The following is a 19,677-nucleotide window of genomic DNA, read 5'->3' as shown; positions in this document are numbered from 1 at the left end:
GACTCACCGTCCGAGCATCGCGTCGGCGCCCTGCTCGCGCAGCAGGGCGGCGACGCGCTCGCCGAGCGTTCGCGGATCGTCGGCCGGACCTTCGGCCTCGGCGCGGATCAGGCGGCCGCTGGCGGCGTCGCCGACCAGCCCCCACAATGCGAGACCGGTCTCGGTCTCCACGCAGTAGCCGGCGACCGGCACCGTGCAGCTGCCGTGCAGGCGAAGATTCATCGCACGCTCGGCCGCGGTGCAGCGGTGCGTGCTCGCATCGTCGAGCGGAGCCAGCAGCTCGGCGACTTCCGCGTCCCCCTGCCGGCATTCGACCGCGATGGCGCCCTGGGCCACCGCCGGCAGCCAGGACGGCGGCGCCAGCCGCTCGCGCATGCGCCCGCCCAAACCGAGACGTTCGATGCCGGCGCAGGCGAGGACGATCGCGGCGTAGTCGCCGGCGTCGAGCTTGGCCAGGCGCGAATTGACGTTGCCGCGTAGATCCAGCAGTTCGAGATCCGGCCGCAGCGCGCGCAACTGCGCCTGCCGGCGCAGCGAGGACGTGCCGACGCGCGCGCCTCGCGGCAGGTCGCCGAAACGCGCGTGCTCGTTGCTGATGAAGGCGTCGGCCGGATCGGCGCGCTCGAGCACGGCGGCGATCGCGAAGCCCGGCTCGAGTTCCATCGGCACGTCCTTGTACGAGTGCACGGCGAGATCGGCGCGCCCCTCCAACATCGCCACTTCGAGCTCCTTCAGGAACAATCCCTTGCCGCCGATCGCGGCGAGCGGACGATCGATAATCTGGTCGCCGCGCGTGGTCATCGCGACCAGCTCGACCTGCAGATCCGCGTGCTGCGCGCGCAGCCGCGCGGCCACGTGTTCGGCCTGCCACAGCGCGAGCGCGCTGCGCCGGGTGGCGATGCGCAGCGTCTTCACAGGTTGCGCACCAGCTTGCGCAGCGCCGGCAGATTGCGGCGGCTGACTTCGAGCGTGGTCGCCACGCCGCCGACGTTGGCGAACAGCCGCCCGTCCGGCGCGCGCGTGAGGCCGCTCAGCTTGCCCAGGGCGACCAGGCAGTTGCGGTGGATGCGCACGAAGCGCCCGTCGAATTCCTGTTCCAGCGCTTTCAATGGTTCCTCGATCAGCACTTCGCCCTTGGCGTGGCGGACGATCACGTATTTGTCCTCGGCCAACAGATAGTCGATGTCGGCCACCGGCACCAGCACGAGGCTGCCGCGCACGCGCGCGCACAGGTGCGTGCGGCGCCGCTCGGCCTCGATCGCGCCGAGCGTGCGCGCATCTTCGCCGTTCCAGCGCCGCGCCTTCTTCAGCGCCGCCTGCAGGCGTTCCGCGCGCACCGGCTTGACCAGGTAGTCGACCGCATTCGCCTCGAACGCGGCCAGCGCATGATCGCCGAACGCGGTGCAAAAGATCAGCCCCGGCGGCGCGTCGAGCGCGGCGAGATGTCGCGCCGCTTCGAGCCCGTCCATCACCGGCATGCGGATGTCGAGCAGGATCAGATCGGGCTGCAGCCGCATCACCGCCTCCAGCGCCTCGCGGCCGTTGCCGGCCTCGCCGACCACCTCGACGTCGCCGATCTCGGCCAGCATCGCGGCCAGGCGCCCGCGCGCCAGCGGCTCGTCATCGGCGAGCAGCACCCTCATCGTTGCAGCCTCCCGGGCAAACGCAGGACGACCAGGAAGGTTTCCGGTCCAGCCTGCACGCGCAGCTCGCCGCGCGCGCCGAAATGGTACTCGACGCGGGCGCGCACGTTCGCCAGCGCGACGCCGTTGCGCATCACCGGCGCGTCGGGAGGCAGCGGATTGCCGATCGAGATCTCCACGCCGTCCTCGTGCGGCCGCGCGCGCACGGCGATCGTGCCGCCGTCGGCGAGCGGCTGGATGCCGTGATTGATCGCGTTCTCGATCAGCGGCTGCAGCAGCAGGCGCGGCACAGCGAGCTCGCGCGGCGCGGCGGCGAGTTCGCGCTCGACGCGCAGGCGCTCGCCGAGGCGCAGCTGCTCGATGCGCAGATAGTGGTCGACCAGGTCGAGCTCCTCGCCGAGCGTGCCGAGGGAAGCATCGGAACGGAGCGCCGCGCGGAACAGGTCGGCCAGATCCTCCACCGTGTGCTCGGCCTCGACCGGGCGCGTGCGGATCAGGCTCGCGATCGTGTTCATGCTGTTGAACAGGAAATGCGGGCGGATGCGCGCCTGCAAGGCCTCGACCTGCGCGCGCGACGCCGCGCGCACGCGCTCGCGCCATTGTTCGAGCACGAACAGATAGCGCAGCAGCGCCGCCGCGATCAGCGCGCAGATCGCCGCATTGGCCAGCACGAAGCGCACGCTCGCCTCCGGCGGCACGCTCAAGGCGAGGCCGAGCGCCTGGTCCATGCGTGCGATCACCGCGCTCGCCAGCGCGGTGATCGCGATCGCCAACGCCCAGGCGATCGAATACGCGGCACGTGCGCCGAGCCGCGCCAGCGGCACGCGCAGCGAACACAGCGCCACCACGTTGAGCAGCGCCAGCCATTGCACGTAGACGCTGGCGACGCCGAGCCGCGGCAGCAGCGGACGCGCCTCGGCCTCCGGCGCGAGCACGATCACCAGCGCGACCAGCTCGGCCACCACCATCACCGCGAACAGCGTCGGCGCGCTGCAAAACTGCGGCAGCCAGTTCGGCGCGGACTGGATGTCCGCGCGCGTCGAATGAGTGCTACCCGGTTCCCCCGAAGCCATGGGCGGCAGTATAGAGGCCGGCGCGGCGACCGCCTGCGCAGGCGGTCGCGATACGGAAAAGCGCCTTCTCCGCCGGCCCGGGGCGGGCTAGCCGGCAGCGGCCAGCCGCGCGCCGATCCACGTGCGCAGAGCGGCGATCTCTTCCATGCAGACTTGGTGCGCCATCGGATAGCTGTGCCACTCGACGCGGTAGCCGAAGCTCGCCAGCGCGTCGCGGCTGAACTCGCCGAGCGCCTGCGGCACGATCGGATCGTGGCTGCCGTGGGCCATGAAGATCGGCGTGTCCGCGTTCGCCGCGCTGCGCTCGGCGAAGGTCTTCTCGGCCAGCGGCAGGTAGGTCGACAACGCGACGATGCCGGCCAGCCGCCCCGCGTGGCGCGTGCCGCCGGCCAGCGCGATCGCGCCGCCCTGCGAGAAACCGGCCACCAGCACGCGCTCCGGCGCGATGCCGCGCTCGCCTTCGCGCGCGATCAGCGCGTCCAGCTCGGCGATCGACGCGCGCATGCCGGGCTCGTCCTGCTTGTCGGCGATCGCCGCGCCCTTGATGTCGTACCAGGCGCGCATCGGCATGCCGTTGTTGATCGTCACCGGCCGCACCGGCGCATGCGGAAACACGAAGCGCAGCGGCGGCCAGGCGCGGTCCACCAGTTCCGGCACGATCGGCGCGAAGTCGTTGCCGTCGGCGCCGAGGCCGTGCAGCCAGACGATCGCGTGACGCGGATTGGGGGCGGTTTCGATTTCGACGCAGGGAAGGGGCATGGGGATTGTCGGATGCGGGATTCGGCGAAGGCTGCCGGATCGCCATGCGTTTGCCAAGCGTGGCCGGCTGACTTTCGACCGATAGATCCGGAGCGCCCAGCCGTTATGCTGGGCGCTTCGTCATCCGGAGATCCCCCGCATGCAGCGCGCGCTCGTCGCCAGCTTCACCACCCTGCTCTGCCTCGCCGCCGCGCCGGCGCACGCGGTCACCCTGGAACAGGCGATGGCCGACCCGGACTGGATCGGTCCGCCGGTGCAGCAGCCGTACTGGAGCGTCGACGGGCGCAGCCTGTACTACCGCCTCAAGCGCGCCGGCTCGCCGGTGCGCGACCTGCATCGCATCGAGCTCGCCGGCGGCAAGGACGCGATCGTCGATCCGGCCGCGATGGCCGGCGCCGACGGCGCGGACGCCGTGTTCGACCGCTCGCGCAGCCGCGCCGCTTTCGTACGCAACGGCGACGTGTTCCTGCGCGACGTCGCCAGCGGCCGCCTGACCCAGGTCACGCGCACGCCGCAGGCGGAAGCCTCGCCGCAGTTCTCCGCCGACGGCCGCGCGTTGCAATACCGCAGCGGCAGCGACTGGTTCGTCTACGACATCGCCGGCGCCGTCGCCGGACCGGCGGCGATCGTGCGCACCGAGAAGGATCCGGCGGCGAAGAAGCCCGACGACCTCGCCCAGCAGCAGCTGCGCTACTTCTCGACCCTGCGCAAGCTGAAGGCCGACCGCGACGCGCAGAAGCAGTACACCGAAGAGTTCACCGCCGGCGATCCCACGCGCGCGCCGATGCCGTTCTACGTCGGCGACGAGGTGAAGATCGAAGGCACCTCGCTGGCGCCGGACGGCAAGCACCTGCTGGTGGTGACGTCGCCGAAGGGCTACGAGTCCGGCCGCAGCGGCAAGCTGCAGCGTTTCGTGACCGAGTCCGGCTACGAGGAACAGGAAGACGAGCGCACGCGCGTCGGCCGCAACGATCCGGCGCCGCAGTCGCTGCTGCTGCTCGACCTCGCCAAGCACGAACAGCACGCGCTCGCGCTCGACGACCTGCCCGGCATCCACGACGATCCGCTGAAGGCGGTGCGCGAGGAGAACGACAAGCGCCGCCGCGAGCTGGGTCTCGAATCGAAGCCCGAGGCGAAGGACAAGAAGGCCGACAAGAAAGACGACAAGCCGAAGGCGCGCACCGTGCGCATCGTCTCCGACGCCGAAGACGGCGGCGGCGGCGGTATCGTGTGGAGCGAGGACGGCGCCGGCCTCGCGATCCAGATCCGCGCGATCGACAACAAGGACCGCTGGATCGCCACTGTCGATTTCGAGCGCGCGAAGCTCGCCGCCCAGCACCGGCTGACCGACCCGGCCTGGATCAACTGGGGCTTCAACGATTTCGGCTGGCTGAAGGACGGCCGCACGTTGTGGTACCTGTCCGAGGAGAGCGGTTATTCGCAGATCTACTCGAAGGCGAACGGCGGCAAGGCAACCGCGCTGACGCGCGGCGCGTTCGAGATCTCCTCGCCGACGCTGTCGCCGGACGGCCGCTGGTTCTACGTGCGCGCGAACGTCGAAGCGCCGTACGCCTACGACGTGTACCGCGTCGCGACCGGCGGCGGCTCGCTCGAGCGCGTGACGAACTACCAGGCGGCGCAGCAGTTCGCGCTGTCGCCGGACGGCCGCCAGCTCGCCGTGCTGCACTCCAGCGCCTACGTGCCGGCGCAACTGGCCATCGCCGGTGCCGAACCGGGCGCTGCCCCGCGTGAGCTGACCGACACGCGCACGGCCGAATACAAGGCGATGAGCTGGCTTCAGCCTGCAATCGTCGCGGTGCCCTCCTCGCACACCAAGCAGCCGATCTACGCGAAGTTCTACAAGCCGAAGGACTTCGACGCCTCGAAGAAGTATCCGGCCGTGCTGTTCGTGCACGGCGCCGGTTATCTGCAGAACGTGCATCTGGGCTTCCCGGCGTATTTCCGCGAGCAGATGTTCCACAACCTGCTGACCGAGCGCGGCTACGTCGTGCTCGACATGGACTACCGCGCCAGCGAAGGCTACGGCCGCGACTGGCGCACGGCGATCTATCGCCAGATGGGCCATCCGGAGCTGGAAGATCTGATCGACGGCGTGCACTGGCTGGAAAAGAACGCCTCCGCCGATCCGCAGCGCGTCGGCCTGTACGGCGGCTCCTACGGCGGCTTCATGTCGCTGATGGCGATGTTCCGCGCGCCGGAGATGTTCAAGGCCGGCGCCGCGCTGCGCCCGGTCACCGACTGGGCGCAGTACAACCACGAGTACACCTCCAACATCCTCAACACGCCGCAGGTCGACCCGATCGCCTACGAGCGCTCCTCGCCGATCGAGTTCGCCGACGGCCTCAAGGGCTCGCTGCTGATCGCGCACGGCATGATCGACGACAACGTGCTGTTCGAGGATTCGGTGCGGCTGTACCAGAAGCTCATCGAGCTGAAGAAGGACAACTTCGAGCTCGCCGGCTACCCGCTCGAACGCCACGGCTTCGTCCACGCGGACGCCTGGCTGGACGAGTACAAGCGCATCTACAAGCTGTTCGAGACGACGTTGAACCGCGGAGCCGCGCCGTGATCCGCGGCCTGCGCACGGTCATCTATCCGGTCGGCGACCTCGCCGCAGGCAAGCGCTGGTACGCGCAGGCGTTCGGCATCGAGCCGTACTTCGACGAGCCCTACTACGTCGGCTTCGCCGTCGGCGGCTTCGAGCTCGGCCTGGTCCCGGACGGTACGCCCGGCGCCGCCGGCGCGCTGGCGTACTGGGGCGTGGCCGACGCGAAGGCGGCGTTCGCGAAGTTCGTCGAACTCGGTGCCGCCGAGCACGAGCCGCCCAAGGACGTCGGCGGCGGCATCACGGTCGCGTCCGTGCTCGATCCGTTCGGCAATGCGATCGGGCTGATCGAGAATCCGTCGTTCGATCCTTCCAAAGTCGGCTAGGCCGGGCATCGGGATCCGCACGCCATGAGACCCGAATACTTCCGCATCGCCGCGACGAAGACGGAGGACGCCGAGGCGATTCAGCAGCTGCGGGAACTCGAAGCCTTGGCGACGGATTTCGTGCAGGCGGAGGACTCGTTCGCCGAGCGCATCCATGCGATCAAGGCGAAGCGTGGCGAACCTCCGGTCAAGCTGCGCAAGCCTCAGCGCGAGCAGCTGGCGGCATTGGATGAAGACCGCCGCGCGCTCGACGTCCAGACGGCGAAGGACTTCGAGCAGCTGGACAGCGCCCAGGCGATCGTCTGGGCGCTGCACTACGCGCTGTCCAACGACTTGTCGCGCGCCGCGGGCTACCTGAAGTTCTACCATCCGGATGAGCGGCCGCTCGGGGAGGAAATGATCGCCCTGAAGAAGGCGATGCACGAGCGGATGCAGCATTTTCTCGACCGGTATCCGGCGCAGGAATCCGAGGCGGGCTGATGGCGACGTGCGACGCCTCCCGAATGCCGGCACCGTCGCACCGCCGATTCCGTGGCGAGCCGCTGCCGTGCAGATAAGGGCCGCCGAACCCGGCGAGCTGGAGGCGCTCGCCCGGCTCTGGCGCGACGCGTGGCAGGACGCGCATGCGCACCTCGTGCCGGCGGAGCTGGCGCGGCATCGCACGCTCGAAAGCTTCCGCGACCGGCTCGCCGCCGCGCTCGCCGACGTCCGCGCGACCGGACCGCTCGGCGCACCGGACGGTTTCTGCATGATCCACGGCGAGGAGCTGTATCAGCTCTTCGTCGCCGCTTCCGCGCGCGGTTCCGGCGCCGCCGCCGCCCTGCTCGCCGACGGCGAGGCGCGTCTTGCCACGGCGGGTGTCACGACCGCTTGGCTCGCCTGCGCGATCGGCAACGAGCGCGCCGCGCGGTTCTACGAGAAGCACGGCTGGCAGCGCACCGGCGTGGTGACGAGCCGCCTGGAAACGCCCGACGGATTGTTCCTGCTCGACGTCTGGCGGTACGAAAAGCCGCTCTGACGGAGCGACCCGGTCGCACGGTGGCCGTTCTTCGGAACGAATCCGCTCGTGATCCGCAGCCGCAAAAGCGAAGGCCCGTGCGCATGACACGGGCCTTCGGAACGCGCTGAGGGCCGCGGCCCGCGCTACTTCTTGCTGTGGTGCTTGGCGCCGGCCTTGCTGATCGTGAACGCACCGACGCTCACGCCGAGTTCGATGCCTTCACCGGCGCCGGCCAGAGCCAGCGACACCGTGCCCTTGGTCAACACCTGCGCGGTGCCGGCCTTGATCGCGCCGGCGCTGGCGTCGCCCTTGGCGTAAGTACCGAGCACGTCCTCGATCTTGCGCACGTCGGTGAACCTGCCCGTGCCGTTGTCGATGTGCGACTTGCCGGCGGTGAGGCCGCCGCCCTTCGATTCGATCTTCACGCGCATCGACTTGCCATCGGCGCAGGTGACCACGCCGTTTCCTTCAGCGTGCTTGTAGATCAGCGACCAGCCGGTCAACGAGAAGCGAAGCTTGCAATCCAGATCCGCCTCGGCCGCGCTCGCGCGCTGCGGAGCGGAGACGGCGAAACCCAAGGCGACAGCAGCAGCCAGTACCGCGAGAGACGATTTCATCGGCATTGCTCCTTTTGTGTTGGGGCCCAGCAAGTATGAACAAGCCTGGCGCAGCCTAGCTGAACGATCAGAAACCAAGATGAAACTTTGTCAAAAATGGCCGACGACCGGAGCCGGCACCCAGCGCAGCAGCTCGCGCCAGCGTTCGAGCTTGGTCGCGCGCGGAATGGAGGCGTTGGCGGGGCTGGTCGACGGCAGCGCCAGGATCGCCAGCCCCGCCCGCTTCCCGGCCTCGATCGCCGGCGCAATGCGGCGCGCGAACACCTGCTGCGCCTTGGCGCCGTTCAGCGCGACGGCGACGATGCCCGGATGCTCCCGCAGGAGACCGGGGATGTCGTTGGGCACCTCGCTCGCCGGGACGATGCCGCTGTCCAGGCTGCCCGGGCGCTCGCAGCGCTCGAGCACGTCCCAGATGCCGATGCCGAGCGCGTGCAGGCGCGCGATGCGTTCGGCGTACGCCAGTTCCGGCCCGGCGCCGTAGAGCACGCCCATGAACGGCCAGAACAGATTGTGCGGGTGCGCGTAGGACTGGCCGCGTGCGAGCGACGTGACGCTCGGTGCGGTGCCGAGCAGCAGCAGGCGGCAGCCCGGGCCGACCTGCGGCGGAAAACTCTCGACGATCGCCTGCCCCGGCGCGGTGGCGGACCTGCCGCGCTCCGCGCCCGGGCGCGGCGTGACGGAAGGCGCCGCGCCGCGTCTGGATCGGGTCATCCGGTCACGCCTTGGACTTCTTCAGCGCCGCCAGATCCGCCAGCACCTGCTTGGAGTTCTCCTTCGGGTCGACGTCCTCATAGCGCTTGGCGACCTTGCCTTCGGGGTCGATCAGGAAGGTCTCGCGACGCGCGTAGCTCATGCCGAGCTTCGAGGTGAGCACGCCGTAGTTCTTGGCCACGCTCGAGTCGGCATCCGACAGCAGGCGGAACGGCACCTTGTATTTCTCGGCGAACTCCGCGTGCGACTTGACGTCGTCGAGGCTGACGCCGAACACGTCGGCGCCGGCCTTGCGCAGCTCGATGATGTCGTCGCGGAACGCGCAGACCTCGGTGGTGCAGCCGGGCGTGAAGTCCTTCGGATAGAAATACAGCACGACCCACTTGCCGCGCTCGGCGGCCAGCGTGTGCCAATCGCCCTTCTGGTCCTGCAGGCGGAAGTCCGGTGCGACCTGGCCGATGGCAGGGCCGGCCGCGGCCTCGGCGGCGAAGGCCGGTACCGCGATCAGCAGCGACAACAGCAACGCCAGAATGCCTTTCATGATCGATCTCCTCGAAACGAAGCGCCGTCCGGCGCGATAAGGAAGGCCAGTCTAGCGCCCGCTCCGGGACGGAAGGACCGGCACTGCGCGCGGAATCGTTCACCGGCGTTTGCTAGCATCGCTCCGAGGCAATCCGGCGCGCGGAGCATCGTCTTGGCACCCCTGGTCCTGAAACGGCTGTATCACGCGCACGGCAGCGACGGGAAGGACTACGAGATCCACGTCTACGTCGAGCCGGCCAGCCACGAGAATGCGCACATCGAGCGCCTCGCCAAGGTCTGCCTCGCCGACGGCGGCGAGCTGCGCGTGCTGTCCAAACGCCATTACGAAGTCGTCGCCACCGGCGTGCGGCTGGAGGCGCACGACCCCGGCGCGATCTGAAACGTCATCAGCCGGACGCGTCAGCGCTGCCGGCTGCGTTCGTAGCTCGCGATGAAATCGGCCACCGGGATGCCGGCGATCAGCGCGCCGATCGCCGGCAGCGGCAGGTCGTCGAGCTTCCTGAATCGGACACAGGCCTTGCCCATGTCGAGCTTCTTGCCCGCTTGTGCGAAAGCGGCACGTAGCGCGGCTTCCTTGTCGGGATCCATGCTCACGCCGCTCAGATACAACGAGTAGCCGTTCTTCTGCGCCGCGAACGCGACGTAGCCGAGCGGCTGGCCGTTGTAGGTGTCCGGGTAGCGCGACAACGGCACCTCGTAGCTCGGCATGCCCCAGTTGATCGTCTCGACGTAGCCGTCCGGCAAGTGCCCGACGATCAGCGCGCGCAGCGCCGCGGCGACCGCGCGCCGCTCCGGCGGCAACTCGGCGAGATACCCGTCCACCGTCGCCGCCGTGCTGCGCGCCATCGTCAGCCTTTCTTCAGTCGCGGGAACTTGTCCGACTCGAAACCGCCGACCTCGAACACCAGCGTGCGCGGGCCGCGCCCCTTCTCGACCACCTCGATCGCGATCTTCTGCGTGCTGCCGAGGCGTTCGAGGAAGGCCTTGTCGTCGGAGATGAACAAGGCCGGCTCGCCGGTTTCCGGAAGATACGCCTTCATGCGTTTCGCCGGCTGCTCGTCGAAGCGCACGCCGACGGTGCAGCTCTTGCCGCACTCGAAGCCCTTGCCGTTGCCGAACAGGTACACGCTCTGGCCCCAGGCCGAATGGCGGCGCAACACCAGGCGCACGCGCGTCTCGGTCGAGTCGCCGCTGTAGATCGAGGCGGTGTTCTGCGTGCCGCCGGATTCCTTGCCGGACTGATAGGACCACAAGCGCTCCAGCCGGCGCCGCGTCGCCAGCGCGGTCGCCTTCGCCGTGGTGTCAGCCAGCGTCTCCTGCACCTCCTTCGCCGCCAGGCTCTGCGGATACTTGGCGACGATCTCGGCGCCGATCGGCGCGGCCAGCTCGTAGGATTTCTCCTGCTGCAGCTGCCGGTACAGCTCCAGTTCCTTCTTGCCCTGCGTGTCGGCCGCCGGGGCGGCAGGCGCCGCCGGCGCCGCGGCGGGCGGCGTCGAGCGCGAACAGGCGACCGGCAAGGCCGCCAGCAGGACCAGCGCCAGCGCGCGGGAATTCGAACGCATCGGTGCACTCCGCAGGAAATCCGTCGAATCCTAAACGCAGCGGCGTTACAGATCCGCAAAACGAGTCACTTCCCGATCCCCTCGATCGTCTCCGCCCGATCGGCTTGCGCACCGCCGGCGGACCGTCCGGCCTGGCGGCGGCGGTCCATGGCCGCACGCTACCGGCAAGGGTCGCGGCCCGCATTGCGTTCGTAGGTCGACACGCGCTCGTCGCGGTCGCGCCCGCGGCGGCCGATCGAGCCCGCCGCGGCCAACCGCCGGCACGCCTCCGTGCGCGTCAGCGCGGTCGCGGAGACGGCGACCGACGAGGAACCTGCGCCGCGCCGCTGCCGGGTTGGGTCGGTTTCCACGATCGACGTCGGACACGCCGAATGGCGATAGAACACCTCGCCGTTGGCGGCGCGGCATTCGTAGGACGGCGTCTCCGCGCGACGTGCGCCGCGTACGCCGGAACGCGGGCTCCTCGGCGCGGCCTTGGATCGCGCGGACGAACCGGCGCCGTAGTCGGGCGAAGCGGCCGGTGGCGGCGCCGGAGCCAGCTCGACGCGGCTCTGCCGCTGGGCCGCGGCGCAGGGCCTGTCCTGATAGGCGAGGCTTCCGTCCTCGTGTCGGCATCGGTAGATCGATCCGGCCTGGACGGACGCGGCGAAGAACGACAGCCCGCCGAGCATCGCCAGCGCGAGCAGCACGGATCGGGAAATGCACATGAGCGGGCTCCGAACGAAGGTGCCCCATCGTCGTCGCGCGGACCGGCCGCGACGATGTGCAAGTCGCGCGTCGCAGCGTAGGAAAACGCCGCGCCGTCGCGATGTCTCCCGACGAACCTCGTCGCCCGCACGGACGCATGTCCGATGCACGCGTCCGGCGGAGTACGATTTCCGCGTCCGACGAACCACCTTCGCATGCGCAAGATCATCCACGTCGACATGGACGCGTTCTACGCCTCGGTCGAACAACGCGACGACCCACGCTTGCGCGGCCGACCGGTGGTGGTCGCCTGGCGCGGCCAGCGCTCGGTGGTCTGCGCGGCGAGCTACGAAGCGCGCCGCTACGGCGTGCGCTCGGCGATGCCGGCCGCGCGTGCCGAGCGGCTGTGTCCGGACGCGGTCTTCGTCGCACCGGACTTCGCCCGCTACCGCGCGGTCTCGCGCCAGGTGCGCGAGATCCTGCTGCGCCACACCGACCTGGTCGAGCCGCTGTCGCTGGACGAAGCCTATCTGGACGTGACCGAGCCGAAGTCCGACCTGCCCTCGGCCACCGCCATCGCGAAGCGCGTGCGCGAGCAGATCCGCGAGGAGACGCAGCTGACCGCCTCGGCCGGCGTCGCGCCGGCGAAATTCCTGGCCAAGATCGCCTCCGACTGGCGCAAGCCCGACGGTCTGTTCGTGATCCGCCCGCACGAAGTCGAGGCCTTTCTCGACCCGCTGCCGGTGTCGCGCATCCACGGCGTCGGCAAGGTGATGGACGGCAAGCTGGCGGCGCTAGGCCTGCGCACGGTCGGCGAGCTGCGCCGCGTCGACGTCGCCGAGCTCGAAAACCGCTTCGGCCGCTACGGCCGGCGCCTGTCCGAACTCGCGCACGGCGTCGACCGCGGCGAGGTCAAGCCGGACCGGCCGACGCAGTCGATCTCGGCCGAGGACACCTTCGCCACCGACCAGCCGCTGTCCGCGATCGAAACGATGATCCGCGAGCTCGCGGCGAAGGTGTGGAACGCGACGCGGCAGACCGAACGCATCGGCCGCACCGTCGTGCTGAAGCTGAAGACCAAGGATTTCCGCATCCTCACGCGCAGCCGCACACCGCCGTCGCCGCCGCGCTCCGCGGACGAGCTGATCGAGATCGCGCTGGAACTGCGCGGCCACGTCGAGGCGCCGGCGACGACGCTGTATCGCCTGGTCGGCGTGGGCCTGTCGAATTTCGTCGACGCCGACGATACGCCGCGGCAGTCGGGCTTGTTCGACGAGCGCGGAGAGTGTTGAGAGGGAAGATTTCGACGCGGATCAGGCGGATCGACGCGGATAAGAAGTTTGGAATTTCTCGGCTCTATCCGCGTCTCCCGCGTCCCTGCCTTCGCTCTCCCCGCAACTGGTCGCTGAAGTAGAAGAGCTTAGACGCGGATCGAACGGATCGACGCGGATAAGAAATTCCAAAAATCTCTTGCTCTATTCGCGTCTATCCGTTCGATCCGCGTCCTGCTTCTGCCTTCTCCTACGAACCAAGCACCCAGCCGTCGACCGCTCAACCGCTCGCGACGCGACCGAATTCCGGCGCAGCGCCGGCAACGGGCAGCTGTTGCGCCGTGCGGTACTGTCCGGCCAGCTTCACGTAGCGTCGCGCGGCGTAGAGGATCTGCTGGATTTCCTCGTTCGTCAGCATGCGCACGCAGCGTGCCGGATTGCCGAACCAGAGCTCGCCTTCGCCGACGATCTTGCCGTGCGTGATGACCGCGCCGGCGCCGACGACGCTGTGCCGCTTGACCAGGGCGCCGTCGAGGATCGTCGCGTTCATGCCGATCAGGCAGGCGCCCTGCACCGTGCAGCCGTGCAGGGCGGCGCCATGACCGATGGTCACGTCGTCGCCGATCGTCAGCGCGAAACCGCCGAGCGTGTACTGCGCGTCGTGCGTGACGTGCAGCTGCGCGCCGTCCTGCATGTTGCTGCGCGCGCCGATGCGGATCGCGTGCGCGTCGCCGCGGATCACCGCGCAGGGCCAGACCGAGCTCTCGTCGCCGAGGCTCACGTTGCCGATGACCTGCGCAGCCGGGTCGACGTAGGCCAGCGGCGAAACGATCGGTGCGAAACCGTGGAAGTCGCGAATGTTCGTCAAGACCTCGATCCCCATCAGGCTGGCGAAAGGCCAGCATGGCGCAGGTCGGGACCGCGATGCCAGCTGCGTGTTCTTGCAGGTCCGGAAGCGGCGCGATTCCACGCCGGCTTCACGCTCCTCGACGCAAGGTGCGGGGTCGACACGCCTCAGCGGGCACCGGCGCAGGCGATGCGCTCACCGAGCGCAGGTGTCTTCGGCGGCGCGGCGCGCGAGCCGCGGATCGTCAGCACCACGCCGCCGATCGCCAGCACGCCGCCGGCGATCGCCAGCGCACCGAGCGTCTGTCCCAGCCACAGCCATGCGATCAGGCCGGCCAGCAGCGGCTGCACGTACAGGAAGCTCGACACGGTCGATGCCGGCGCGCGCGACAGCGCCCAGTTCCAGCACAGATAGCCGAACACGGTCGGCCCCAGTGCGAGATAGGACACCGAGACCAGCTGCGCGGTCGAGGCCACGGCGATCTTTTCCGGCAGGTGCAGTCCGAACGGCAGCAGGCCGAGCGTGCCGGCGAAGATGCTCGCGGTGGTGAAGCCGAGCGGATCGGTACGCGCCAGCAGCGGCTTCTGCCAGACGAAGTAGGTGCTGGTCGCGAACACCGCGATCAGCACCAGCAGCGCCATCGGCTCGAAGCGCAGTTCGTGGCCGGAGCCGAGCGTGACCAGCACGACGCCGGCGAACGCGACCGCGAGACCGACGCCCATGCGCGCCGTCAGCGTCTCGCCGAGGCGGAGCGCGGCAAGCGCGGCGGTCACGCCCGGCGCCAGCGCGATGATGACGGCGGCGGCGCCGGCCGGAATGCGCGTCATCGCGTAGCCGAGGCTGAGTTGGTACACGGTCATGCCGATCAGCGCGAGCGCGGCGACGGCGGGCCAGTCGCGCAGCGGCGGCAACCGGATCGCGCCGAGCGCGACCGGAAGCGCGAGAAAGGCCGAAGCGATGCCGAAGCGCAGCAGCGACAGCTCGGCCGGCGAGAACGCGCGCAAGCCGTAGGCGATCGCAGCGAACGACGACGACCAGAACAACAGCGCCGTGCCCGCTGCGATCAGCGGCAATGCGAGGGAAGCGTTGCGAGACGGAAGATTCATGGCGGCTACCGATACCGAATGACGTGTCACCAGAAAACGTGGCCCATCGCCGACGGACCAAAGGCGCCCTTCGCGACGGCGAAGGCCTTTTGCGCGCGCCGCGCGCAGGCGCCGATGCAGCCCGGCGACGCAGGCTCGCGGCGCACCGGCGGCGTCGGCGCGGACGAGGCGAACGGTGCGATCGGATGGCCGTGCAGACCCAGCAGGTCGCGCGCGATGCTGTTCAAAAACTTCAACATGGCACTGACTCCTCCGCTTGCGGTGATGTTTCCAGGGCGCCAAGATAGGCCGCCGTCTGGCGATCCGGTAGCGATATCTTTGATAGCCTGACTTGAGGATTTTTGAAGATGGAACGCGCACCGCTGAATGCCTTGCAGATCTTCGTCGTCGCCGCGCGCGTGCAGAACCTGACGCGCGCCGCGGAACGCCTGCATCTGACCGTCAGCGCGCTCAGCCATCAGGTGCGCCTGCTCGAACAGCGCCTCGGCTGCACGCTGTTCGTGCGCGGCCCGCGCGGGCTCAAGCCGACCGCCGAGGGCGCGCTGCTGCTGCAGCGCGTCGGCCCGCACCTGGACGCGATCGACGCCGCGCTGCGCCCGCTGTGCGCGCGGCGCGACACCGCGCTCAGCCTCACCGCGCTGCCGTCGATGGCGTCGAGCTGGCTGGTGCCGCGGCTGCCGCGTTTCTTCGCGCGCCATCCGGAGTTCGAGTTCAATCTCGATTCCTCGATCGAGCTGGTCGATTTCGCCGACGGCCGCTTCGACGGCGCGCTGCGCTACGGCCCCGGCCGCTGGGGCGAACTGGAAACCGAGCTCCTGTTCGAGGAGTGGCTGACGCCGGTCGTCAGCCCGCAGCTGCTGAAGGGACGCAAGCGCCCGCGCCTGACCCAGCTCGGCGACTGGCCGCTGCTGTGCCCGGACGATCCCTGGCAGCGCTGGTTCGAGCAGTTCGGCGGCAGCGAACCCGCGCGCTACGTCGCGACCTTCAGCGATTCGGAAACGCTGCAGCGCGCCGCGGTCGAAGGCATGGGCGTCGCGCTCGGCCGCCTGACCATGGCGCGTCCGCTGCTCGAGACCGGTCGCCTGGTCGCGCTGTTTCCCGAGCGCATGAAGGCGCGCTACGCGCACTATCTCGTCTATCCGAAACGCTCGCTCGACCATGCCGGCTTCAAGGCGTTTCGCACCTGGCTGCTGGCCGAGTCGGCCGAGTTCCGCGGTGAAGAAGGTGCCGGGCGGGACAGCGCCGGGCGCAAGCGGGCGATGCGAGGAGCACCGTCACGGCGAAGCCCGGCCTGACGACGCCGGCGTCGATCGCGCCGACGCCTATTCCTTCTTCGCGATCTTGCGCCATTCGCGCAGCGGATCGATGCCGAGCGCATCCGCCGGCACGGACATGCGCTGTTCGCCGATCCGCTCGCCGCCGCGCCATCGCTCGATCAGGAACGTCTTCCGCTCCTGCTGCACGGCCTCGTCGATGCGCCGGACGAGGATGCGATCGGCGCGCGGCAGGGTCCGGACTTCCGCGTCGGCACGCAGGAACACGAAGCCTTCCTGTTTCGCGCGCCAGGAGAAGTCGTCCTGCGAATACTGCGCAAACTCCTGGATCGCGACGCCGCTCCCGCGAAACGCCGGCAGATCCGCCAGCGCCGCGGCGAAGGTCAGCGCCCTGGCCTCGCCGAGCGCGTGCACGTTCCAGGCGATCAGCGGGCAAGCATCGCCGCTGTGCGCCGGCGCGGAGAGATAGCGCTGACGTATCTCGGGCGGCGTGAGTATCTGCGTGCGCACCTCCGCCGGCAGATAGTGGCCGTGGTAGTAGTCCGCGACCAACGCGCGCCCACCGCTCGACAGCCCGCCGTAGGCTTCCGGCAGCGCCAGTCCCGGCAGCGGCGAGGCCGCGCAGGCCGTCAGCTCGCGCACGTATTCGGCCGACTCGCGCCAGGGCTCGTTGCGCGGCAATGCGCGGCCGCGCGCGAGCACGACCTGCTGCCAGCCGAGCAGCGCTGCGATCAGCACGACGGCGGCGGTACCGGCACGCGTGCGCGCGCGCGGCCCGGCGACGTCGTACAACCTCGCCAGCAGCAGCCAGGCGAACGGCACGAAGGTCAGCACGTTGCGGAACGAGAACGACGGCGTGAACAGCTTGGTCACCGCGATGCCGGCGGCGATGCCGCCGACGATCACGAACGCGCCGAGGCCTGCGGCCCAGTTCGCATCGTCATCCGCCCGACTCTCCGCAGGCTCGCCGCGCCGCCGCCATTTCCGCACCAGCAATACCAGCAGCAGCACACCGGCGACCAGCATCGCTTGCCGGCTCATCCCGTTTCGCATCGCCCTCATGATGTGGCGCTGGATGAAATCGAAATCCCCGCGGAACCAGCTCGCACCGAAATCGTGCGTGGTCGCATGCAGCTGAAACCAGAGGAAGAGCACATAGGCGCCGAGCGTCACCACGCCCGACGCCACCAGTGCCAGGCGCAGGCGCAGGTCCGGCAAGGTCGCGATCAGGTACAGCAGCAGCACGCCGGTGCCGAGCAGCAGATAGGAATGCGTCTGGCTCGCGGCGAGCCCGAGTACGGTCAGCGTCAGCCAGGCGGCGAACGGGAAAGCGGAACTCTCGCGCGTGCGCCGGCGCAGATGCAGCGCCGCCGCGAGCAGGCCCGCGGTGAGCAGCATCAGGAACGCATAGCTGCGCGCGTTCTGCGCCTGCTCGAACCAGAACACCGAGGTCGTCGCCACCGCGCAGGCGAACGCGATCGCGAGCGGCCGCGCGACGTGCCGCGCGCCCCAGGCGAACACCAATACGGCGAGTACCCCGCAGATCGCACTGAGCGAACGCGTCGCCGCCTCGGACTGGCCGAATACGGCACTCCAGCCGTCCAGCACGAGGTAGTACAGCGGCGGATGCACGTCGCGCAGGATGCGCTGCATCATCTCGGCGACGTCGACCTGTGGATCGACGACGTACAAGGTGAACAGCTCGTCGACCCAGTAGCTGCTGGCCGAGAGGCCGACGAAGGCGAGCAGCAACCCGGCGAGCGCGATCGAGCCGTACAGCGCGATCGGCCAACGTGGCGCCGGCGGGTTTTCGGGGAAGTCCTTTCGCGCGTTCACCGACATGTCGATTCCTGTTCGATCGTGGCCCGTTGTGTTGTTTCTCGCGTCGCGGAAAGCCGGGATCGCGACACCGTTCTTACGGCGAGGAGGCGGATTCCGTCGCGGCGCCGTCGCGCCAGTCACGCAGCGGATCGGCGTTCAATACCGATGCCGCAACGACCGTGCGCTCTTCGCGTTCGAGCCGTCCGTCGCGCCAGTACCGGACCCGGAACGCCGCCGCGTCGGGCGGCGCAGGATCGTCCGCCCGCGTGACGAGAATGCGATCGCCGCGCACCGGCACCGCGGCGCCGTGCTCCGCGCGCAGGAAGACGAAGCCTTCGAAGCGCTCGCGCCACGAGAAGCCGCGCAGCAGATGAACGGGAAATTCCTGCAGCTCGACACCGCCCAGCCGGCTCACCAGCGCCATCGCGAGCGTCACGGCGCGCGGCTCGCCGAGCCCGCGCACGCTCCAGGCGAGCAGCGGGCAGCCGTTCGCGTCGGCTGTCGCTTCCCCGCGGGCCTGTTGCAGTACCTCCGTCGGCGTGAAGACCTGCACGCGGTCCTGCGGCGGAAGGTAATAGCCGTGGTAGTGCGCGGCGAGGACGCGCAGATCGGCTTCCTGGCCGCTGTAGGCCTCCGGCAGCACCACGGCGGGGATCGGCGCGCCGGCGCAGGAATCGAGCGCACGCACGTAGTCGGCCGAGGCGCGCCAGGGCTCGTTGCGCTGCAACGGACGACCGCGCGCGAGCACGACCTGCTGCCAGCCGAGCAAGGCCGCGATCAGCACGACGCCCACGGCGCCGGCGCGTGTCCGGGCGCGCGGGCCGGCCACATCGTAGAGCCGGGCCAGCAGCAGCCAGGCGAACGGCGCGAACGTCAGCACGTTGCGGAACGAGAACGACGGCGCGATCAGCTTGGTCACCACGATGCCGCTGACCAGTCCGCCGCCGATCACGAACACGGCCAGGCCGCTGGCCCAGTTCGCGTCGTCGTACGCGATCCCGTCGGCGACCGCGGCGCGGCCGCGCGTCGCCGCCCAGGCGATCGCCAGCGCGACGACGACCAGCGCCGCCTGCCGGCTCAAGCCGTCACCCATCGCCTGCAGGATCTGTCCGCCGATGAAACCGAAGTCGCTGCGGAACCAGTCGGCCGAGAAATCGCGGTCGATCGTGTGCAGCTGGAACCAGAGGAAGACCAGGTACGCGCCGAGAATCGCCGCGCCGGACGCCGCCAGCGCCAGACGCAGGCGCGCAGGGCGCAGTGTCGCGATCAGGTACAGCAGCACCATGCCGGTTGCGAGCAGCAGATAGGAATGCGTCAGGCCGGCGGCGAGGCCAAGCAGACTCAGGATCGACCAGGCGCCGAGCGGAAACCCCGCCTCCCGGCGCACGCTCCGGCGCAGGTGCAGGGCCGCGGCGAGCACGGACGCCCCGAGCAGCATCACCCAGCCGTAGCTGCGCGCGTTCTGCGCCTGCTCGAACCAGAACGTCGAGGTCGTCGCGACCGCGCAGGCAAACGCGATCGCGACCGGAGAGACGATGCGGCGCACGCCCCAGGCGAACACCAGCAGGGCCGCGACCGCGCAGATCGCGCTGAAGGAGCGGATCGCCGCCTCGGACTGGCCGAACACCGCGCCCCAGCCGTTCAGCAGGATGTAGTACAGCGGCGGATGCACGTCGCGCAGGATGCGCCACATCATCTGCGCCCGGCTCGCGTGCGGATCGACGACGTAGAGCGTGAACAGCTCGTCGATCCAGTAGCTGCTGGCGGAGAGGCCGACGAAGGCGAGGATCGCGCCGGCGACGGCGATCATC

22 protein-coding genes are annotated in these 19,677 nt (G+C 69.6%); 7 read left to right on the top strand and 15 right to left on the bottom strand.

Features of this window, described 5'->3' with window-relative positions; translation table 11 throughout:
- Positions 1-3: 3 nt before the first annotated feature.
- The 4 genes from hemC to J7520_RS03890 all read right to left on the bottom strand — a co-directional run bounded on the left by hemC (position 4) and on the right by J7520_RS03890 (position 3,475).
- Entirely contained in the window at positions 4-915 is a 912-nt protein-coding gene (gene hemC / locus J7520_RS03905) for a hydroxymethylbilane synthase (protein ID WP_291184255.1), read from the bottom strand.
- Positions 912-1,643 carry a LytTR family DNA-binding domain-containing protein gene (locus J7520_RS03900; RefSeq protein ID WP_291184251.1) on the bottom strand — a complete coding sequence of 244 codons (732 nt, stop codon included), beginning with the start codon at positions 1,641-1,643 and terminating at the stop codon, positions 912-914. The genes hemC and J7520_RS03900 overlap by 4 nt, the downstream gene beginning before the upstream one ends.
- Positions 1,640-2,716, bottom strand: coding sequence for a sensor histidine kinase (locus J7520_RS03895; RefSeq protein ID WP_291184249.1), 1,077 nt, complete (start codon positions 2,714-2,716; stop codon positions 1,640-1,642). The genes J7520_RS03900 and J7520_RS03895 overlap by 4 nt, the downstream gene beginning before the upstream one ends.
- 87 nt (positions 2,717-2,803) lie before the next feature.
- Positions 2,804-3,475 (bottom strand): dienelactone hydrolase family protein, encoded by a 672-nt coding sequence (locus J7520_RS03890; protein WP_291184246.1) that lies wholly within the window; start codon positions 3,473-3,475, stop codon positions 2,804-2,806.
- Positions 3,476-3,614: 139 nt separating this feature from the next.
- On the opposite strand from J7520_RS03890, the gene J7520_RS03885 reads away from it, so the two are divergent.
- The 4 genes from J7520_RS03885 to J7520_RS03870 all read left to right on the top strand — a co-directional run bounded on the left by J7520_RS03885 (position 3,615) and on the right by J7520_RS03870 (position 7,445).
- Entirely contained in the window at positions 3,615-6,065 is a 2,451-nt protein-coding gene (locus tag J7520_RS03885) for a prolyl oligopeptidase family serine peptidase (RefSeq protein WP_291184244.1), read from the top strand.
- Positions 6,062-6,427 carry a VOC family protein gene (locus J7520_RS03880; RefSeq protein WP_291184240.1) on the top strand — a complete coding sequence of 122 codons (366 nt, stop codon included), beginning with the start codon at positions 6,062-6,064 and terminating at the stop codon, positions 6,425-6,427. The genes J7520_RS03885 and J7520_RS03880 overlap by 4 nt, the downstream gene beginning before the upstream one ends.
- A 24-nt stretch (positions 6,428-6,451) precedes the next feature.
- Complete coding sequence (locus J7520_RS03875) at positions 6,452-6,907, top strand: hypothetical protein (protein WP_291184237.1); 456 nt, start codon at positions 6,452-6,454, stop codon at positions 6,905-6,907.
- Between the two features lie 67 nt (positions 6,908-6,974).
- Positions 6,975-7,445, top strand: coding sequence for a GNAT family N-acetyltransferase (locus tag J7520_RS03870; RefSeq protein ID WP_291184234.1), 471 nt, complete (start codon positions 6,975-6,977; stop codon positions 7,443-7,445).
- A gap of 125 nt (positions 7,446-7,570) precedes the next feature.
- Here J7520_RS03870 and J7520_RS03865 read toward each other — a convergent pair whose 3' ends face one another.
- The 3 genes from J7520_RS03865 to J7520_RS03855 all read right to left on the bottom strand — a co-directional run bounded on the left by J7520_RS03865 (position 7,571) and on the right by J7520_RS03855 (position 9,296).
- Positions 7,571-8,044 (bottom strand): hypothetical protein, encoded by a 474-nt coding sequence (locus J7520_RS03865; protein WP_291184232.1) that lies wholly within the window; start codon positions 8,042-8,044, stop codon positions 7,571-7,573.
- 90 nt (positions 8,045-8,134) lie between these two features.
- Positions 8,135-8,755, bottom strand: coding sequence for a DNA-deoxyinosine glycosylase (locus tag J7520_RS03860; protein WP_291184229.1), 621 nt, complete (start codon positions 8,753-8,755; stop codon positions 8,135-8,137).
- Positions 8,756-8,759: 4 nt separating this feature from the next.
- Entirely contained in the window at positions 8,760-9,296 is a 537-nt protein-coding gene (locus tag J7520_RS03855) for a peroxiredoxin (RefSeq protein ID WP_291184226.1), read from the bottom strand.
- 153 nt (positions 9,297-9,449) lie between these two features.
- On the opposite strand from J7520_RS03855, the gene J7520_RS03850 reads away from it, so the two are divergent.
- Positions 9,450-9,677 (top strand): hypothetical protein, encoded by a 228-nt coding sequence (locus tag J7520_RS03850; protein ID WP_291184223.1) that lies wholly within the window; start codon positions 9,450-9,452, stop codon positions 9,675-9,677.
- A gap of 20 nt (positions 9,678-9,697) precedes the next feature.
- Here the strand turns inward: J7520_RS03850 and J7520_RS03845 are convergent, their stop codons facing one another.
- The 3 genes from J7520_RS03845 to J7520_RS03835 all read right to left on the bottom strand — a co-directional run bounded on the left by J7520_RS03845 (position 9,698) and on the right by J7520_RS03835 (position 11,567).
- The gene (locus tag J7520_RS03845) at positions 9,698-10,144 is read right to left on the bottom strand and encodes a DUF1801 domain-containing protein (protein ID WP_291184221.1); all 447 of its coding nucleotides are present in this window, start codon (positions 10,142-10,144) and stop codon (positions 9,698-9,700) included.
- Between the two features lie 2 nt (positions 10,145-10,146).
- Positions 10,147-10,860 (bottom strand): hypothetical protein, encoded by a 714-nt coding sequence (locus tag J7520_RS03840; protein WP_291184219.1) that lies wholly within the window; start codon positions 10,858-10,860, stop codon positions 10,147-10,149.
- Between the two features lie 158 nt (positions 10,861-11,018).
- Complete coding sequence (locus J7520_RS03835; protein WP_291184216.1) at positions 11,019-11,567, bottom strand: DUF4124 domain-containing protein; 549 nt, start codon at positions 11,565-11,567, stop codon at positions 11,019-11,021.
- A 195-nt stretch (positions 11,568-11,762) separates the two neighbouring features.
- Here J7520_RS03835 and dinB point away from each other — a divergent pair, with 195 nt between their 5' ends.
- Positions 11,763-12,839, top strand: coding sequence for a DNA polymerase IV (dinB, locus tag J7520_RS03830; RefSeq protein ID WP_291184213.1), 1,077 nt, complete (start codon positions 11,763-11,765; stop codon positions 12,837-12,839).
- 259 nt (positions 12,840-13,098) lie between these two features.
- On the opposite strand, the gene J7520_RS03825 is transcribed toward dinB, so the two are convergent.
- From J7520_RS03825 to J7520_RS03815, 3 genes are all read right to left on the bottom strand, one after another.
- Positions 13,099-13,686: a gamma carbonic anhydrase family protein gene (locus J7520_RS03825; protein ID WP_291184210.1), complete on the bottom strand. Its 588-nt coding sequence runs from the start codon at positions 13,684-13,686 to the stop codon at positions 13,099-13,101.
- A 146-nt stretch (positions 13,687-13,832) separates the two neighbouring features.
- A complete protein-coding gene (locus J7520_RS03820) occupies positions 13,833-14,771 on the bottom strand; it encodes a DMT family transporter (protein WP_291184208.1) in 939 nt (312 codons plus the stop codon).
- Between the two features lie 26 nt (positions 14,772-14,797).
- Positions 14,798-15,010, bottom strand: a complete 213-nt coding sequence (locus J7520_RS03815) for a hypothetical protein (RefSeq protein WP_291184205.1) — start codon at positions 15,008-15,010, stop codon at positions 14,798-14,800.
- Positions 15,011-15,118: 108 nt separating this feature from the next.
- Between J7520_RS03815 and J7520_RS03810 the strand changes: the two genes are divergently transcribed.
- Complete coding sequence (locus J7520_RS03810; RefSeq protein ID WP_291184202.1) at positions 15,119-16,066, top strand: LysR substrate-binding domain-containing protein; 948 nt, start codon at positions 15,119-15,121, stop codon at positions 16,064-16,066.
- A 27-nt stretch (positions 16,067-16,093) separates the two neighbouring features.
- Here J7520_RS03810 and J7520_RS03805 read toward each other — a convergent pair whose 3' ends face one another.
- Together J7520_RS03805 and J7520_RS03800 are read right to left on the bottom strand one after the other, a co-directional pair.
- A complete protein-coding gene (locus tag J7520_RS03805; protein ID WP_291184198.1) occupies positions 16,094-17,881 on the bottom strand; it encodes a hypothetical protein in 1,788 nt (595 codons plus the stop codon).
- A 79-nt stretch (positions 17,882-17,960) separates the two neighbouring features.
- Positions 17,961-19,676, bottom strand: coding sequence for a hypothetical protein (locus J7520_RS03800; RefSeq protein WP_291184195.1), 1,716 nt, complete (start codon positions 19,674-19,676; stop codon positions 17,961-17,963).
- Position 19,677: the final 1 nt, after the last annotated feature.

The organism is Dokdonella sp., from assembly GCF_017744955.1.
Taxonomy (GTDB): Bacteria; Pseudomonadota; Gammaproteobacteria; order Xanthomonadales; family Rhodanobacteraceae; genus Dokdonella_A.
Note: the sequence above shows the minus strand (reverse complement) of the source record. Positions and strands in the feature narration are given on the sequence as shown.